At 55.8% G+C, this 16,008-nt stretch carries 14 protein-coding genes; 6 read left to right on the top strand and 8 right to left on the bottom strand.

Going from position 1 to position 16,008, the window contains the following annotated elements; genetic code table 11:
* Positions 1-22: 22 nt before the first annotated feature.
* Positions 23-1,705, top strand: coding sequence for an energy-dependent translational throttle protein EttA (ettA, locus tag QP400_RS09940; protein WP_285462665.1), 1,683 nt, complete (start codon positions 23-25; stop codon positions 1,703-1,705).
* Between the two features lie 60 nt (positions 1,706-1,765).
* Here the strand turns inward: ettA and QP400_RS09935 are convergent, their stop codons facing one another.
* On the bottom strand, positions 1,766-2,707 hold the full coding sequence (locus QP400_RS09935) for an acyl-CoA thioesterase (protein ID WP_040314593.1): 942 nt from the start codon (positions 2,705-2,707) through the stop codon (positions 1,766-1,768).
* 114 nt (positions 2,708-2,821) lie between these two features.
* Here QP400_RS09935 and QP400_RS09930 point away from each other — a divergent pair, with 114 nt between their 5' ends.
* Positions 2,822-3,067, top strand: a complete 246-nt coding sequence (locus QP400_RS09930) for a PTS sugar transporter subunit IIB (protein ID WP_004804598.1) — start codon at positions 2,822-2,824, stop codon at positions 3,065-3,067.
* Complete coding sequence (malQ, locus tag QP400_RS09925; protein WP_004804599.1) at positions 3,067-5,166, top strand: 4-alpha-glucanotransferase; 2,100 nt, start codon at positions 3,067-3,069, stop codon at positions 5,164-5,166. The genes QP400_RS09930 and malQ overlap by 1 nt, the downstream gene beginning before the upstream one ends.
* On the opposite strand, the gene QP400_RS09920 is transcribed toward malQ, so the two are convergent.
* Together QP400_RS09920 and QP400_RS09915 are read right to left on the bottom strand one after the other, a co-directional pair.
* Positions 5,152-5,601 (bottom strand): PTS sugar transporter subunit IIA, encoded by a 450-nt coding sequence (locus QP400_RS09920; protein ID WP_004804600.1) that lies wholly within the window; start codon positions 5,599-5,601, stop codon positions 5,152-5,154. The two genes, malQ and QP400_RS09920, sit on opposite strands and share 15 nt — an antisense overlap.
* A complete protein-coding gene (locus QP400_RS09915) occupies positions 5,601-5,837 on the bottom strand; it encodes a PTS sugar transporter subunit IIB (RefSeq protein WP_040314702.1) in 237 nt (78 codons plus the stop codon). Before QP400_RS09915 ends, QP400_RS09920 begins: the two co-directional genes overlap by 1 nt.
* A 202-nt stretch (positions 5,838-6,039) precedes the next feature.
* Between QP400_RS09915 and QP400_RS09910 the strand changes: the two genes are divergently transcribed.
* Positions 6,040-7,431 carry a PTS transporter subunit EIIC gene (locus tag QP400_RS09910; protein WP_004804604.1) on the top strand — a complete coding sequence of 464 codons (1,392 nt, stop codon included), beginning with the start codon at positions 6,040-6,042 and terminating at the stop codon, positions 7,429-7,431.
* Between the two features lie 80 nt (positions 7,432-7,511).
* On the opposite strand, the gene pepN is transcribed toward QP400_RS09910, so the two are convergent.
* From pepN to cysK, 5 genes are all read right to left on the bottom strand, one after another.
* Positions 7,512-10,049, bottom strand: coding sequence for an aminopeptidase N (gene pepN, locus QP400_RS09905; RefSeq protein ID WP_285462663.1), 2,538 nt, complete (start codon positions 10,047-10,049; stop codon positions 7,512-7,514).
* A 67-nt stretch (positions 10,050-10,116) separates the two neighbouring features.
* Positions 10,117-12,084 (bottom strand): M13 family metallopeptidase, encoded by a 1,968-nt coding sequence (locus tag QP400_RS09900; RefSeq protein ID WP_004804607.1) that lies wholly within the window; start codon positions 12,082-12,084, stop codon positions 10,117-10,119.
* Positions 12,085-12,118: 34 nt separating this feature from the next.
* Positions 12,119-13,015, bottom strand: coding sequence for a DUF6308 family protein (locus QP400_RS09895; RefSeq protein ID WP_004804608.1), 897 nt, complete (start codon positions 13,013-13,015; stop codon positions 12,119-12,121).
* Between the two features lie 7 nt (positions 13,016-13,022).
* A complete protein-coding gene (epsC, locus tag QP400_RS09890) occupies positions 13,023-13,610 on the bottom strand; it encodes a serine O-acetyltransferase EpsC (protein WP_004804611.1) in 588 nt (195 codons plus the stop codon).
* 44 nt (positions 13,611-13,654) lie between these two features.
* The gene (gene cysK, locus QP400_RS09885) at positions 13,655-14,587 is read right to left on the bottom strand and encodes a cysteine synthase A (RefSeq protein WP_004804612.1); all 933 of its coding nucleotides are present in this window, start codon (positions 14,585-14,587) and stop codon (positions 13,655-13,657) included.
* Positions 14,588-14,852: 265 nt separating this feature from the next.
* Between cysK and QP400_RS09880 the strand changes: the two genes are divergently transcribed.
* Positions 14,853-15,485, top strand: a complete 633-nt coding sequence (locus tag QP400_RS09880; RefSeq protein WP_004804614.1) for a YigZ family protein — start codon at positions 14,853-14,855, stop codon at positions 15,483-15,485.
* A 153-nt stretch (positions 15,486-15,638) separates the two neighbouring features.
* Complete coding sequence (gene rpmF, locus QP400_RS09875) at positions 15,639-15,821, top strand: 50S ribosomal protein L32 (RefSeq protein WP_004804616.1); 183 nt, start codon at positions 15,639-15,641, stop codon at positions 15,819-15,821.
* Positions 15,822-16,008 lie beyond the last annotated feature (187 nt).

Genomic DNA, 16,008 nt, shown 5'->3' with positions numbered 1-16,008 from the left:
GGAACTTTGAAACGGAGAGCCAGTGGCTGAATACATTTACTCCATGGTGCGCGCTCGGAAAAAGATTGGCGACAAGCTAATCCTTGACGATGTGACCATGGCCTTCCTGCCGGGCGCAAAGATTGGCATGGTTGGCCCTAACGGTGCAGGTAAGTCTTCTATTTTGAAGATCATGGCTGGAATCGATGAGCCTTCCAACGGCGAGGCCCGTCTGACTCCTGGGTACACTGTTGGAATTCTGATGCAGGAACCGGTGTTGGATGACGATGCCACGGTTCTGGAAAATGTGCAGCAGGGCGTTGGCGACATGATGTCCAAAATTGCCCGGTTCAATGAGATCAGTGCCGAGATGGCCAATCCGGATGCAGACTTCGATGCCTTGATGGAAGAGATGGGCACCCTGCAAAACGAGATCGATGCTGCCAACGCTTGGGATCTGGACTCTCAGTTGGAGCAGGCGATTGACGCTCTTCGGTGTCCGCCTCCCGACACTCCCGTGAAGGTTCTTTCTGGCGGTGAGCGGCGCCGTGTCGCCCTCTGCAAGCTGCTGCTCGAGGCTCCAGACTTGCTGTTGCTAGACGAACCTACTAACCACTTGGATGCCGAGAGTGTGCTCTGGCTAGAAAAGCACCTGCATTCTTACCCCGGTGCGGTAATTGCCATCACCCACGACCGCTACTTCTTGGATCACGTAGCCGAGTGGATTGCCGAGGTTGATCGCGGCCACCTCTATCCGTATGAGGGCAACTACTCCACCTACCTCGAGAAGAAGAAAGATCGCCTAGAGGTCCAGGGGCGCAAGGATGCCAAACTCGCCAAGAGGCTGAAAGATGAACTTGCCTGGGTCCGGAGCAATGCTAAGGGCCGGCAGGCGAAATCTAAGGCCCGTCTGGAACGTTACGAGGAAATGGCTGCGGAAGCCGAGAAGACTCGCAAACTTGATTTCGAAGAGATCCAAATCCCGCCTGGGCCACGTCTTGGCAATTTGGTTATCGAGGCCAAGGACCTGAAGAAGGGCTTCGGAGATCGAGTGCTTATTGACGGGCTGTCGTTCTCGCTGCCCAGGAACGGCATAGTGGGTATCATCGGGCCGAACGGCGTGGGTAAGACTACGCTATTCAAGACCATCGTTGGGCTTGAGCCCCTGGACGGCGGTTCGCTCCGCATTGGCGAGACCGTAAAGATGTCGTATGTAGATCAGAACCGCGCGGGCATCGACCCGAATAAGACGGTGTGGGAAGTAGTTTCGGATGGGCTGGACTACATCGAAGTCGGCAAGGTAGAGATGCCCTCTAGGGCGTACGTGTCAGCGTTTGGTTTCAAGGGAGCAGATCAGCAAAAGCCGGCAGGTGTGCTCTCCGGTGGCGAACGTAACCGGTTGAACCTTGCTCTCACGCTTCGGCAAGGCGGAAACGTCCTGCTGCTCGACGAGCCTACCAACGACCTCGATGTGGAAACTCTGGCAAGCCTAGAAAATGCGCTTCTGGAATTCCCCGGCTGTGCGGTGGTCATCACCCACGACCGTTGGTTCCTGGATCGCGTTGCCACTCACATCCTTGCCTATGAAGGCACCGAAGAGAACCAGGCGAACTGGTACTGGTTCGAGGGCAACTTCGAAGGGTATGAAAAGAACAAGATTGATCGCCTAGGCGAAGAAGCAGCGCGCCCGCATCGGGTGACGCACCGCAAGCTCACTCGCGGCTAAGTAAGCGAGCATAAGGGGGCCGGGATGGTACGAATCCCGGCCCCCTTCTTTGTACTCCGCCTAGTGCAGCGGTGGCTCTGGAAGGACCCAGTCTCCGGTGGGAACGTTAGAACGGATCATTCCTTCCTGGGCAGCGACTGCTACCAACCGCCCGGTGGAGTTGAATACCTTTGTTATTCCAAGTCCTCTAGACCCCCACGTAGTGGGCGACTCCTGGACGAACAGGTGCCAATCGTTGATGTCTACGCTGCGGTAGAACCACATGGCATGGTCGAGGCTAGCTACTGCCATCCCTGGGGTACGCCAGGTAAGACCATTGGAACGGATTACCGGTTCGAGCATGAACTGGTCCGAAACGTAAGCAAGTAGGGCCCGGTGCACCGATTGGGGCGTCCACGATGGCAGTTTTGCTCCGCGAGGGCGAATCCAGGTTGCCCCCTTCGCAAGCGGCTCTGTCCTTTCTGAGAAGTAGAGGCTGCCCGCGACGTGGCGCATCTCGAAAGCCGCCGTCTTGCCAAGATACTTAGATACGGGGTTGCCCTGGTCGCGGAACATCTCTAGGGAATTCGGCACGTCCTCGGGTTCGGGCACATCAGGCATCTGGATTTGGGTGGACAGATCAGGCTGAACTTTTTGGAACGATGAGGTCATGGTCAAGATGACCTTTTCGCGCTGAATCACATCTACGCGGCGAGTCGAGAAAGAATGCCCGTCCCGCAGCCTATCCACGTCGATGCTAACCGGGATTGTGTTGTCTCCGACCCGCATGAAGTACGCATGGAAGGAATTGGGTAACCGTGGATCTGATGGCGAATCTTCGATTGTCGCGCTGGCGGCTAGTAGGGCTTGGGCAAGAACTTGGCCGCCGTAAATGCGGTTTGCCGTTTGGGGTAGGGAGTCAGCCTCAAAGCTGTCCGTGCCGAGCGGGCGCAATTGCATTGCGCGAAGCACGGATGAGACTGGTTCTTCATGAACGGCTGGTATCTGAATTGGATCAGTCATGCCTCTATCAAACCAGTATGCGGAAGAAGATGCGAAAACTGGGCACAGTAGTGCCGATTAGTAATATGTGTCACTTCAGCTATGATTAGTAGGGCTAAGTACAAAGGGGGACATATGCAAATGCCGGATCCGCATGCAATTATGCAGGCCCTGGGCGGGCGCGACAATATTGTTAGCATAGTCGGGTGCATTACGCGTGTACGGGTTGAGGTAGCCGATCCCTCGGCAGTTAGTGATTCGGGACTTAGATGCGATGGCGTCGTCGGTGTCGTGCGCTCGGGAAAAGTAGTGCAAGTGGTAATTGGGCCTAGTGCTGATGAACTGGCCGAACAACTCAACGATCTTGAAAAGGACAAGTAATGGGGCTTTCCGACGTAGGCTCTTTGCGCTCACTGGCTCATAAATGCGGTATTGCAACCGAATACTGGGGTTATTCCGGCAATCACGTGCAAGTGTCCGTGCAGACGCTACTGGCAGTTCTTTCTTCTTTGGGATACTCAATTAACTCTGATGAAGAACTCTATGCTGCCCACTTGCGGGTGGATCAAGCACCTTGGAAAAAGGTTCTTCCCTCCTGTCGGGTGCATCGGCAAGGGCGCATTGACTTTGTTGCCGTTCATGTCCCTAATGGCACTTCCGTATGGGTTGAGGTTGCACTTGAAGAGGGTGGATCTCGCACTCTTCAACAGATTGACAGATGGGTTCCCCCACGCGACATTGAAGGAAAAATGGTTGGGGAGGCGTCGTTCGAACTTCCTGCCGACCTGCCGCTCGGATGGCACCGCCTTGTGGCGCATCTAGAAGAGGGCGTTTTTACCGCCCCGCTCGCCGTGGCGCCCTCTGCTTTGCCCACTTTGTCCAAGAGGTCGTGGGGGCTTACAGCACAGCTCTATTCGGTTACGGGGAAGCACTCGTGGGCCTTTGGGGACGCGAATGACCTTACTAACCTTGCGGCGATTGGAGCCCAGCAGGGTGCTGATTTCTTCTTGATCAATCCGGTACATGCTTCTTCTCCGGCAGCTCCGATTGCTCCCAGCCCGTACTTGCCCGTGTCGAGGCAGTTTGTTTCGCCTTTGTACATAAACGTAGAGACGATCCCCGAATATGCTTGGCTTACGGATGCGGAGCGGGCACAGATAGAAGCTCTGAAGAAACAGGCTGGTTATGATCCTGACGGCTTGATCGACCGCGATCGAGTCTGGGAGGCCAAGCGTAAGGCGCTGGCTATTGTGTTCCGGGCTCACCGGGAGCCGAGTCGGCAGATTGCTTATGAAAGGTTTGTGCAACGCTCGGGCTCGGCGTTGGATTCCTTTGCTCAGTGGTGCGTCCTTGTAGAAAAATATGGTCTGCTAAAGCTAGCGCCACGCTCGAGCGACACCATTGCTGAGCAGCTGAGCGGTTTGGAGGAGCGGATCGAATTCCACCGGTGGCTGCAGTGGATTGTGTTCGATCAGCTGCAGCAAGCCCAGAATCGAGCGAAAGATGCTGGGATGGAAATCGGCATCATGCACGATTTGGCTGTTGGCGTGCACCCCTTTGCGGCAGATCGCTGGTTCGATCCAGAGGTATTTGCGGAGCACATGTGTGTGGGGGCCCCTGCGGACATGTACAACCAGCTGGGCCAGAATTGGTCGCAGCCACCTTGGCGTCCCGACAAACTGGAGGAGCGCGCCTACGAACCGTTGCGGAAGATGATAGCCGGCGTCTGCTCGCTTGGGGGAGCAGTGCGAATCGACCACATAATGGGGCTATTCCGCCTGTGGTGGATCCCGGATTCAGCTGCTAGCCCAGCCGAGGGCACCTATGTGCGCTACGACCACGACGCCATGGTGGGGATTTTGCTTCTGGAAGCATACAGGGCAGGTGCAGTAGTGGTCGGCGAAGACTTGGGCACGGTAGAACCGTGGGTGAGGGATTACCTGGCAGAGTGCGGCATCCTTGGCACTTCGGTGCTGTGGTTTGACGTAGATGATGCCGGCGTTCCCTTCCCGCCCTCTGGGAAGAGGGCGAATCAGCTTGCTTCCGTGCACACGCACGACATGGCCCCGACTGCCGGGTACCTGAATGAGGTGCAGGTGGACTTGGCCGAATCCTTAGGTTTGCTAGAGGTAACCCCGCAGGAGGCGCGCGAAGATGCAAAGATGAAGCGCGAAGCGATGCTGCGGACCTTGCAGGAGCAGGGCTATCTAGATCCGGCAGAGCGCACCGATGAGCAGCGCGTCATCGAGGCGATGAACTGTTATATCTGTTCCGGTAGCGCTCAGCTGGTATGCGTGTCCTTGGCTGACGCGCTGGGCGAGCGGAGACTACAAAATCAGCCCGGTACTGATCAGGAATACCCCAACTGGAGAATCCCTCTAGGCGATGGAAGCGGTAAACCGGTGAGCGTGGAACAGATCTGGGACAGTGCCCGCTTCCGCTCTTTGGCGAACGCCGTCGAGCACTCAATCAACCAGTAGGGCAAGCGCCTGGCCTGCCTGGGCCTCGGTGTCTGAAACGTCCTCGAACTGTCCACCCATGGCAACGATGGGGGACACTGCTGAGGTGCCTACCTGCGCGAGCATGTCGGGCACCATTCGACATACCGTCTGCCCTGCAGATACCTGCTGGCCCTGCTGAAGAACTGGCATAAAAACCCCTTCGGGGGCTTTGACCGTGTCTATGCCTAGGTGAACCATTATTCCCGTCTGCTTGCCGAGGCTTACCACGAAGGCATGAGGCATGACGCGAGTGAGCGTACCCGCAACCGGACTTACTACATCCACAAATTCTGAGGACGGAGTGGGCACGAGGGCGAATGCCGGACCCACCAGGCCCTGGCTAAAAACGGGATCTGGGATCTGTGACTGCAACAAAATACGCCCCGCGAACGGGGCGTAAACCTGTGTCCGCACTACTTGTTACGTAGTTCGGCAATTTGGTCGGCTACCTGATCTGCGGTAGGACCAACAACAACCTGAATAGCGCTACCTACGGCAACTACACCAAAGGCGCCAGATTCGGTAAGAGCATCCTGGTCCACTTTGGTCGGGTCAGCAACCTCGACGCGGAGGCGGGTAATGCAAGACTCCATGTCAACAATGTTGGAATCTCCACCGAGAGCCTCAAGAATCTTCTTCGCCTGCTCCATTTTCAGTCCCTCCATGACGATCATCGTCATTACACAAATCCAACTAATAAAGAGCCTATCATTAGGTTCGCAAAAGTGAACCTAGATCGACTCTGCAAAATACCGGATTACCTGAAGCGATACTCAGTCGCGTCCGGGAAGTAAAAAGCGATAAGGATATACTTGTGAAAAGCTGGCAGAGGAACGCCGGTAGGAGCAATGAATGGATAGGAAAAAGCGAGGCGCAGCACTGCGAGGTAAGTTATTCTCGCTTGCCCAGCGTCTAGGGCGTTCCTTGATGCTACCCATTGCGGTTCTGCCGGTAGCAGCGATATTTGTCCGCTTTGGGCAGGCCGATATGCTGGGCGAACGGGGAGTGGGAGCCTCTATCTCCGCCCTCATCCCGGTGGCAGAAGTTCTGCTAGCTGCGGGAAACGCAGTGATCGAAAACTTGCCTTTGCTATTCGCGGTAGGCGTGGCAATAGGCTTTGCAAAAAAATCTGATGGATCCACGGCACTGGCCGCAATAATCGGATACTTCACATTTGCAGGCGTCTTGCGCACCCTATCTCCGCATATCCTTGGGGAACCTGGGGCGCTGACCGAAAAACAGGTGGCTTGCTTGCGAACAGCGTCGAAATATATTCCAATCGACTATCAGGCGAAAGATGCCATAGGCCTGTGCGGAATAGGCGGCCAAGAACTTATTAATTATGGCGTTTTCGGGGGGATACTGGTCGGCCTTGTAACTGCCTATCTGTGGGCGCGGTTCTATAAGACAAGGCTGCCCTCGGCACTCGCGTTCTTCTCAGGAAGAAGGTTCGTCCCCCTAGTTGTTACCAGCGCTTGCCTCCTGCTGGGGGTTGCTATGGCCCTCATCTATCCGATTTTCCGGACAGTGTTTGCCGAAGGGCTCGGGGTAGTAATGACCCAAAGTAATAGCGCTGTCGCTTCGGCGGGTCTTTTTGGGCTTGTGCAGCGCCTACTACTGCCGTTCGGACTCCACCACATCGCGAACGCGGTTCCCTTCTTTACACTAGGCACGTGCACCTCTCCTAGCGGGGAGATCATGCACGGGGACTTCTCGTGCTTTTTCTCGGGCCAACTAGGCACCTTCGAACCCGCCGGATATGTGCCGGGCGCATATATGACGGGCATGTTCCCAATCATGATGGGTGGGCTGCCAGGGGCGGCACTGGCCATGTATAGGTGTGCCGGCGCGAAACAGCGCAAACGGGTGGGAGCGCTGATGCTCTCTGGGGCAGTCGCTTCCTTCCTAACTGGGATTACCGAGCCCATCGAGTTTGCTTTTGCGTACGCTGCCGTACCGCTCTATTTAATTCATGCCTTTTTGGTGTCATCATCAATGATGATCTGTGCAGCGCTCGGAATTCGTAGCGGTTATTCCTTCAGCGCTGGGGGAGTGGACTATCTGCTGAACTTTACCCGGTCGGCGGAACTGTCCAGCTCGGGTGCTACCGGCACTCTGCTGGTGCTTCTACTAGCTGTGGCCTACTTCCTGATCTATTACGTGCTCTTCACGGGTGCGATTAGGTATTTCGATATTCCTACCCCCGGCCGCTCCTCTAAGAAGAAGGCAAAGAAAAGTCAGTAGCCTCCGCTGCGGATCTGAAGGCGCCCTCAAGCATAAAAGTGGAGGGGCGCTTAGCGCCCCTCCACAGTTACTAACAAATGCTACTTGTCAGCAGCCTGAGCCTTGCTGGCACGCTTTGCGAAGTCCAAGCACTCGATGATGCAACGACGCAGCGCCGGAGTAGCCTGCTCGTTCTCCTGTAGCCACTTCTCTGCCTGGGCAACTACATCTTCGCCGGGAAGACCAACTAGCTGATCCGGGAACAAATCGTTGATGATGTCCTCGGCCATGTGGAAGGTGAAAGAGTCCCACACAGAATTGATCTGCTCGAAGTAGTGGTCGATATGGGCAGTGTCGCCAGGGTTGCGCCATCCGGTAGAAGAGTATGCCGAGAGCATCTCGGATAGCGTACCGTTCGGGATCGAGGTGTCAGAGAGCATGCGCTCGTGCGCCCCCTGCCTGTTAGAGGGTAGGGATGCCTTCGAGGCTGCGGCCTCTTCGCGGCCCGACAAGGTGTCGTCAGCTGCCAACTCCTCATCGATGAATGCTTCATCGATGGCACCCGCAGCAGCCAGTTCGCGAATTAGGGTCCAGCGAACTTCAGACTTAATTTCGATCCCCGTCATGGTCTCTGAACCATCTAGCAGCGCCTTGAGCCAATCCAGCTCTGCACCGACAGCCACATGGGCGGCGGCAAGCAGCAGCTGCTTTTGGGCGTCGGAACCAGACGGCTGGGCTACTGCCATCAGGTGTAGCCTTCGGGACAGGTCTGCTACAGTCTGATCGCGGGTAGCCGGGTTGGAATACACGGTTGCGGCCGCGATCATGTGCGAAGCAACCAGGGCCCGCTGTGCTGAATCGGTTTCCGCTGCCACCGAAGGAAGAGAAGCGTCGATGTAGGCGCGAGCGCTGATCTGTCCGTCGCGGCACTGATCCCACAGGCTCTGCATAACGACAGAGCGGGGGAGAGGATCCTCGAAATCGCCAATGTGATCGAGGGCAAACTTGAAGGAGTCCTCATCTAGCCTGATCTTTGCGTAGCCCAGATCCTCGTCGTTTAAGACGATGACGTCAGGACGCTTGGTTCCCACTGCCTCGCTTACAGGAGTGCGGGCTCCATCCACATCCAGCTCCCACCGGGCTGTGCGCACGAGCTTGCCGTCCTGCAGGTTGTACGCGCCCACCGTGAGGCGGTGAGGACGAAGAGAAGTGCCCTCCATGGGTAGTTCCTGCACGATCGACAGGTCGCGGATGGTTCCGTCCTCGTCAGTCGACACGCTGGTACGTAGCAGGGTAATGCCTGCTTCCTGCAGCCATACCTTGGCCCACTCGTCTAGATCGCGACCGGAAGCTTCGGACAGCTTCGAGAGTAGGTCTGCTAGCTCGGTGTTGCCCCAGGCATGCTCGTCGAAGTATGCGTGCAGGCCATTCTCGAAGTTCTCGCGGCCCACGTATGCCACCAACTGACGCAGCACAGCAGCGCCCTTTGCATAGGTGATCCCGTCGAAGTTGACCTCGATGTCGTTCAGGTCATTGATCTCGGCAGCAATTGGGTGCGTAGAAGGCAATTGATCCTGGGTGGTACCCCAAGCCTTCCTAGAACCGAAAGCGGTCCAAGCATCCTCATACTCAGTGGCTTCTGCGGAGCACTGGTGAGACATGAACTCGGCGAAAGATTCATTCAGCCACAGATCGTTCCACCACTTCATGGTGACCAGGTCGCCAAACCACATGTGTGCCAGTTCGTGCAAGATGGTGTTGGCACGGGTACCGAGCTGGGCGCGAGTCGGGGGAGTGCGGAACAGGTACTGATCACGGAAGGTAATGCAGCCTGCGTTCTCCATTGCGCCGGCGTTGTACTCGGGTACGAAGATCTGGTCATACTTCGTGAATGGGTACGGCCGGTTGTACATCTTCTCGTAGAAACCAAAGCCCTGCTTGGTCACGTCGATGATGCGATCGGCGTCAAGGTGCTCTTCTAGAGAGGCACGGCAGTAGACACCAAGCGGAATGGTGCGGCCGTCGGAGGAAGTCAGCTGATCTGTCACTCCCTTGTACGGTCCCGCAACGATGGCGGTGATGTAAGAGGAGATCTTTTCGGAGGGCTCAAAGTCGTAAGTCCAAGCATCCTGGTCCTTCTGCGGGGCAGGAGTAATGGAGTTCGAGAACACTACCCAGCCGGCCGGAACAGTGACCTTGAACTTGAAGGTAGCCTTCAGATCAGGCTGTTCAAAAACAGCAAAGACGCGCCGCGAATCGGGCACCTCAAACTGGGTGTATACGTAGGCCTGCCCGTCTGCCGGATCAACGAAACGGTGCATACCTTCGCCGGTGTGCATGTAAGCACAGTCCGCTGCGACCTCGAGCGTGTTTGAATCCTGAAGATCAGAAAGGGCAATGCGGGAATCCTGGTGTAGTCCAGTCTCGAGTTCCTTGCCGTTCAGAACGATCCGGTGCACGAAGGGGGAAATCAGGTCAATGAAGGTGCTTTCACCTTCGGTAGCAGAGAAAGTGACTACCGTGTGGGACCTGAACGTTTCCTCGCCCTGCGTAAGATCAAGGGCAACATCGTAGGAATGTACGTCTACGACGTTTTTCCTTGATACTGCCTCAGCGCGGGTTAAATTTTGCCCGGGCATTGAGCCTCCCTCTAGTTTTCTTTACAAATGGGTTGATTATATTGTTGCACTTTTTGGGCCTTTAGTGTTAAGACCAAATCCTGATACGATCTGCAGGATCACGCCACATTCCATCTCCGGGCTGAACATGGAAGCAATCTGCGAACTCATCAAGATTCTGCAGAACGCCATTGCACCTAAATTCATCCGGGGAATGCGGATCGGTCGCTAAAAGTTGAATAGCTAGCTCATTATGTTTCTTCGACCGCCAAATACGAGCCCAAGAATAGAAAAAGCGTTCCAATGCGGAAAGCCCATCAATAGTTGGGGCATCCTGCAAAGTCAGGGACTCCTTTTCCAAGTGCTTTTTGTACGCCCTAAGAGCTATTCCAAGGCCACCTAGATCGCCAATATTTTCGCCAATTGTAAGGCGCCCATCCACTTTGAATTTGTCGTCGAGCGCGGCAGGGCTGTATTGCGAATACTGGTCAATCAGCGATGAGGTGCGGGCATTAAAAGCCGCCTCGTCCTGCTTACTCCACCAATTATGCAAAGCCCCGTGCCCGTCGTACCTGGCGCCCTGATCATCGAAGCCGTGCCCTATCTCGTGACCAATAACAGCACCAATCGCACCATAATTAACAGCCGCATCGACGTCAGGAGCAAAGAAAGGTGCCTGCAAAATTGCTGCCGGGAAAGCAATCTCGTTAGAAGAAGGACTGTAGTAAGCATTCACAGTCTGCGGAGTCATGTACCACTCAGAGTGGTCTACCGGTTTGCCAATCTTTCCGACCTCGCGGTTGAAATAGAACTCCGCCACCTTCTGCGATAGCTGCGGAAGTGAATCGGTCTCGGACAGCTCCAACTTAGAATAGTCGCGCCACTTATCCGGGTAGGCAATCTTCGGGGTAAACAACGACAGTTTCTCGAGCGCGCGCTCGCGGGTTAGCGGGCCCATCCAGTCGAGAGTCGAGATCGCTTCCTTGTACGCGGCCAGCAGGTCTTCAACTAGCTCGTCGATCAGCTTCTTGGACTCTGGCGGGAAGTGCTTCGCCACGTAGAGCTTGCCCAGGGCAAAACCCACCGCGGAATCGACGAAACTTACTGCTGACTTCCACCGTGGTGGCATCTCTTCTTGCCCGGACAGCTTGCGCCCATAGAAATCAAAGCGGGCTTTCCTGAAAGCCTCCGGAAGCTGGGAGGCCTGCGCAGAGATCACATGGAAGCGCAGCCAATCGCGGATTTGCTCATCCGTAGCCTGCGCCCACACCTTGCCTGCGCCCTCAATGAAGGATGGCTGGTATACGTGCAGAGTAGTGGGGGCTATCCCAGAGGCTTCCCACCATTGATCCCAATCGAAATCAGGAGCAAGCTCCTTCAGCTGGGAGGCAGGCAAAAGATTGTGTGTCTTTGCCACGTCTCTGCACTCGGCGATTGGCCAGTGGGCCTTCGCAAGGGCGCGCTCAAAATTGAATACGGACTGAGCCCTGTCTGCCTCCTCGGAAAAACCTGCCAAGGTGAAAATTTGGGCAATATAGTCGCGGTACTGTCCGCGCACCTCTTCGTAGGACTCGTCCTCGTAGTAGGCCTTCTCGGGGAGGCCGAGGCCGCCCTGGTATACCTTCAACATATTCGTCTCGGGATCATCGGGGCTGGCGTCGACAAACACATCGAGCCAACCACACAGGCCTTCGCGGCCGAGCTTTCCCAGCAAGGTTTCAAAGTCTGCTCGTTGAGTTTGCTCAATCAGGCGTAGATGCTCCTGCAAAGGTTGTGTGCCTGCTTTTTCGATTGCGTCAAGATCGGTGTAGGCGCGGTAGAGGATCGAAATCTTGCGTTCCTCGTCAGAATCTCCGCACGATTCGATCAATTCCCGGCACTGCCTCAACGCGTTCTGCCGAAGCTGGTGAAACTCGCCGTCGGCAGCCTGATCTGAGGGAATTACGTGCTCGTCTATCCAAGCGCCGTTCGCATGCCTGTAGAAGTCATCCTGAGGGCGAACGGACTTATCTTGGGCTTCCGGCTCTATTACTCCAGCAATTAACTTTGCACTCATGCCCTCAGGGTATCCCGAAGGCATAGTGGATGTGTCACAGCTTAGAGATATTCGAGAACGGAGAAGACGCCAGCTCTTTTTCTAGCCGCTTGCGTTCTGCCTGGAATGCGGCTTCCTCTTGTGCCTTGAGTTCTTTGCGCCTAGCAGCTTTGGCGCGTTTCTTCTTCTCTTTATTAGCCTTCTCTGCAGCTTTTTGCCGTTGCTTTTCCTGTTCACTTAGTAGCGAGCGGGCGCGTTCTTCGCCTTTAGCTAAAGCCTCCTTCGCGGCCTTCTCGGCTTTCTTAGCAGCCTTCTGAGCGGCCTGGGCAATTTTGTTCTCTGCCCAGATTTCTTCGGCAAGCACCTGCAAAACCACCAGGTCTCCTAATTCCGAGGGGACCTGCGCGGCAAGACGCAGATAGTGGAACTGATGACGCAAGTTGGCGTCTGTTACCAGGTCTCGGATTTGGGCTACTTGTTCGGGAAGCTCGCCTTCTAAGTCCAGTGCCTTCCGCATCCCTTTAGTGAGGGCGGGGATCACTTCGGGGCGCAATCTGGCAGCCAGGGCACGAGCCTGGCTGGGGCGCAGGTCCGCAGTCTGGGTGAGGGCATTTACTACCGCCACTACTTCACCTTGGGCAGCCAGGGCCTCTTGTGGCATATTGGCCAACTGTGCAGTCGGAGCCAAAGCGCTTAGTGCCGCGGCTATACTTCCGTCTTCATCGGCAAAAACGGCTTCAATCTGGGATTTGTTCAGTGGATGCCCAGCGGCCTCTAGAGCATATATATCGGCGACGGTGACTCGATCCGGGTGGCCAGCCTGGCGCAGCAGGAAGAACGCGCCGGAAAAGGAAGTGGGAGCGAGCTTGCGGCTCAAAATTTGGGTCGCCTTGTCCCATGCGGCAGCGTCGCCGTCGATGATTTCGATCAGGAATTCGTTGAAGTTACCCATTGCAGTCCTAAATGTATAGCGTTGGGTCTATTATCAGGTCTTCGTCGTTTTCTTGTCTTGTCAAAGGGGAGTTTTTTGCAGGAATCCCGATAGCTACAGTGCGCTCGGGCACGGGTTTGGTTACTACGGCATTTGCGCCAATCTTCGAATCCGAGCCCACCTCGATGGGGCCCAGCACCTTTACTCCGGATCCGATCATCACTCGATCCCCAATGGTGGGGTGGCGTTTCCCAGGAGTCATCGAGACTCCTCCTAAAGTTACCTGGTGAAACAGGACGCAATCTTCGCCGACCTGTGCAGTCTCGCCAATTACCGTTCCTACTGCGTGGTCGATGAAAAGGCGCCGCCCAATAGTGGCTCCCGGGTGAATGTCGACCCCGGTGAGCACTCGCGCTAGGGACGAGATCACGCGGGCGGCAAGAGGATGTTTCTTCTTCCACAGGGAATGCGCCATGCGGTAGCCCCACAGCGCGTGGACGCCCGGGTAGGTGAGCGCAACTTCTACTTTCGACCTTGCGGCCGGATCGCGCTTCTGGGCGGTTTCTACATCTTCGCGCAAAAGCGCCAGGAGGGAGCCTTTGGGGTGAGTGTGCATTTTGATATTGTCTCCCTTCCTGGCGCTCTAGGCGCTTTTAGTTCCTATTCTGCGAATTTAGCAAAAAGTGGGGTGGACAGGTACCGCTCGCCAGTGTCGGGCAACAGCGTGACAATGCGCTTGCCCTCGAATTCGGGGCGAGAGGCGACCTGCAGCGCGGCATAGGTGGCAGCGCCAGCAGAAATGCCAACTAGCAGGCCTTCGTCGCGGGCCAGCTTCTGTGCAGTTGCGATTGCCTCGTCTCCGGGCACCGTCAGTACCTCGTCGACCACATCACTGTTGTAGTTCTTGGGAACGAAGTTAGCGCCAATTCCCTGAATCTTGTGCGGGCCCGCCTTGCCTTCGCTGAGGAGCGGAGATTCTGCAGGTTCAACTGCGAAAATCTTGATGTCTGGGTTGTGCTTCTTCAGGGTCTCTGCCACGCCAGAAACTGTGCCGCCAGTGCCGACGCCGGCAACGAATGCGTCAACCTTGCCATCGGTGTCAGCCCAGATCTCTTCGGCAGTAGTCTCGCGATGGATCTTAGGGTTGGCTTCGTTGGTGAACTGGGAAGCCAGCACCGCTCCGCGGCGCTCCTCAACAATCTTCTTTGCTGCATCTACGGTTCCCTGCATGCCCTCAGAAGCGGGAGTCAGCACCAGTTCGGCGCCGAAAGCGCGCATCAAGATGCGACGCTCCTTCGACATGGATTCCGGCATGGTTACAACAACGTTGTAGCCGCGGGCAGCGCCGACCATTGCCAGTGCGACGCCGGTGTTACCCGAAGTGGATTCCACGATGGTGCCGCCTGCGGGCAGTTCTCCGGAAGCCTCGGCGGCATCAATAATTGCTACCGCAATGCGATCCTTGACCGAGGACGCAGGGTTGAAGGCCTCGACCTTTGCGACGACCTCGGCGGGAATGTCTTTCGCGATCTTATTGAGCTTTACTAGCGGAGTCTTGCCTACCAGTTCAGAAACGTTAGCTGCGATGGTCATATAAATATCCTTGTAAAAATAGGTGTGTAAGTGAATTCAGAAAATGGGTAAAAATGGGTGGACCGAAATAGGCAAACCTTATTCGGGCACCCTAGATACACTGGCAGCAGCTGGTGGCGATGGTAGCGACAACGATGACGTTCATAGCCCCTCCTGCTGCTCGTACTTACAAGGTCCAAGATAAACTTAGCGGTTGTAGACAACTGGCGCAAACTATCTTGCTATTAGAAATGCAACTGCTAGGGGGTCAGAAAGGAGCAATTTGGTGAAAACTCTACGAGTCTCTCCCGTCCGCAATGAAATAGAGATCAAGCGATCCCAATTCATTACCACCATGGTGCGAGTTAGGGACGAAGAAGGCGCGCGCAAAGCCATCGAGGGCGTGCGCAAAGAGTATTCCGATGCTCGCCATCACTGCACCGCGTTCATTGTGAGGGCGGACGGCCGCCTCCCCATCGAACGCTCCAGCGACGACGGAGAACCCTCGGGCACCGCCGGTGCTCCAATGCTTGAAGCCCTCCGCGGCCGAGAACTAATAGATGTAGTAGCGATAGTGTCCAGGTATTTCGGTGGAATCAAACTGGGCACCGGTGGGCTGGTGCGGGCGTACACCGACTCCGTAGTCGAAGCAGTGAAACGGGCAAAACTAGTGCGCCTAGAGGAACGCCAAATATGGAACGTGGGAGTAGAACATGCGGTGGCAGGGAAAGTAGAAGCGGCCCTGCGCGGCGCGGGATGGCAAATAAGTGAAGTCACCTACGGTTCAAGACTCGCAACAATGCACCTGCCAATAAGTGAAAATGAAGTCAAAAAACTCGAAGAAGAAGTAGAAGCGCTCACTAGGGGAGCGGGGCAAACAAGCTACCAAGCCACAAAAACTGTTGAAATTCCGCTATGAAACTGCACAAATGTGACCTATTGCAAAGGGCGCGTATTCCGGTTTAGCCGGCACAAATGTTAGGGTATATGAGTTGTCTAAGTGGTGGCCGCAGGCTACCCCTCGAAAGTTAAGTCGTGCCAAAAGTGCACGAGCCCTGGAAGGAGCGGCCAAATGGCAGTACCGAAGCGGAAGATGTCCCGCGCAAATACTCGTACGCGCCGGTCGACTTGGAAGGCTAAGCTGACTGATCTGCAGTCTGTTCGCGCAGGTGGCCGCGACGTTGTAATGCCTCGTCGTCTAGCCAAAGCAGCAAAGCTAGGTCTTTTTGAGCCGGCTAACGAGATCGACGCCTAGTCGGTTTCATAACTGCAATCCCCGCACCTCGGTGCGGGGATTTTTTTATCAGCCTCGCGGGGCAGTCCCGCCCTTCCTCACTCGGCACAAAAAAAGACGAGAACTCCCGCTCTCGCCCTTTTTCGGCCTCGTTCGTCGGGGTATTCGGTCACCACGTTCCCTACGACCCCTTCCTCACTCGGCACAA

The organism is Winkia sp. UMB3158 (assembly GCF_030217145.1).
In the GTDB taxonomy this organism is placed as follows: domain Bacteria; phylum Actinomycetota; class Actinomycetes; order Actinomycetales; family Actinomycetaceae; genus Winkia; species Winkia anitrata.
The sequence above is the reverse complement of the archived record's forward strand: the minus strand, read 5'-3'. Positions and strand labels throughout refer to the sequence as shown.